Genomic DNA, 1488 nt, shown 5'->3' with positions numbered 1-1488 from the left:
CCGGCATCGGCGTCGGTGCCCGTGCCGCCGGGGTGCGCCGGGCGTGTGCCGGGTGGGCGGGGGACCAGCGGCACCGTCGGCATGGCCGGGGCGGTCGGGGGGACGAACCCCTCCTTCCGGCCCGCGTTGACCGCCCGCAGCGCCTCGACCGTGTCCGCCAGCGTCGGCCGCAGATCCGGCTCGGCGCGCAGCAGCTTGATCAACGCCCCGGTCAGCGGGCCGCCGTGCGAGGGCAACACCTGCTTGTCCGTGCCGTCCGCCCCGTACGGGGGCACGCCTTCCACGGCGGTGAACAGGGTCGCCCCGAGCGAGTAGGCGTCCGCCTCGGGCGTGGCGGTGCCGTGGTGCGCGGTCTCGGGCGCCCGGTAGGCGGGGTCGGGGGGACGGTCGTGGATGCCGACGTCGGTGAGCTTGACCCCGCCGTCGTCGGCGAGCAGGACCGTGCCCGGGCAGACCCGCCCGTGCGGGACACCCGCCGCGTGGGCGGCCTGCAGCGCCGACCCGAGCGCGGCCCCGAGGTAGGCCGCCTGGGGAGGGGTGAGGGCACCGTGCTCGGCGAGGAACCCGGCCATCGTGCGGGACGGCACGTACTCCATGATCAGCCAGACGTCGGTGCCGTCCCGGACGGCGTCGTGGACCCGGACGACGTTCGGGTGCACCACCCGCATCGCCTGGTGCGCCTGGGTCCGCAGCACGTCGGCGGGGTCTCCGGCGCCGCCCGCGCCGCCGTCTCCGGTGACGCCGTCGACGTGGAGGCGCTTCGCGGCGACCGTGCGGTGCAGCATCGTGTCGAAGGCGAGGTGGACGAATCCCGCCCGGCCCCGTCCGACGGGCTGGTCCAGTCGGTAGCGCCCGCCGACCGCAGCGCCTTCCGTGTCGTTCACGCAACCCCTCGTACCGTGCGGACGGTCAAACGGACATCAACGAGCGCGGCAGCTCAGGAGGTGCTGCTCCCGCCCGCATCGTTGTCGGTGGGCGTGTCGGTGCCGGTATCGCCGCCGCCGTCACCGTCGTCACCGCCGTCACCGTCGTCGCCGCCGTCACCGTCATCTCCGCCGTTGCCGCCATCGCCACCATCGCCACCGTCACCGCCATCACCGCTGCCGTCTTCGGTGTCGGAGGTCGTCTCCGAGGACGACGAGGGGGTGTGCTCGTCGGTGGGTTCCACCGGGGAGAGCCGGGGCGGGGGACCGCCCGGGTCGACCTCCCCGGTCTGCCGGGGCACCCGGTCCGGGGTGTCCTCGGTCGTGGTCGTGGAGGTGGTCTCCTCCGAGGTGCTCGACGTCGACGTCGGTCCGGTCGAGCTGACCACCCCGCCCGTGCCCGGATCCTGCTCGGCGTCGCCGCTGTTCGGCGTGCCACCGAACAGCCACAGGAAGAACGCGGTCATCCCCACGACCACGACGCCGCCGACGGCGGCCGGGGTCTTCCAGTTGCCGGGCTCGGGCTCGTCGTCGATCCGGTCGGCGCGCGGCGGCGGGGCGGCGG

Annotated in this window: 1 protein-coding gene and 1 pseudogene; both read right to left on the bottom strand. The window is 75.2% G+C overall.

Annotated elements, in window-relative coordinates; all coding sequences use genetic code 11:
• Nucleotides 1-884: serine/threonine-protein kinase (locus tag SACPADRAFT_RS29480; protein ID WP_007027598.1), on the bottom strand; the 884-nt coding region annotated here is incomplete at its 3' end.
• Nucleotides 885-937: 53 nt separating this feature from the next.
• Nucleotides 938-1488, bottom strand: a pseudogene (locus tag SACPADRAFT_RS33540) (hypothetical protein); the annotation flags it as partial.

It is taken from the genome of Saccharomonospora iraqiensis subsp. paurometabolica YIM 90007 (assembly GCF_000231035.2).
GTDB classification, from domain to species: domain Bacteria; phylum Actinomycetota; class Actinomycetes; order Mycobacteriales; family Pseudonocardiaceae; genus Saccharomonospora; species Saccharomonospora paurometabolica.
This window is presented reverse-complemented; position numbering and strand designations above follow the sequence as displayed.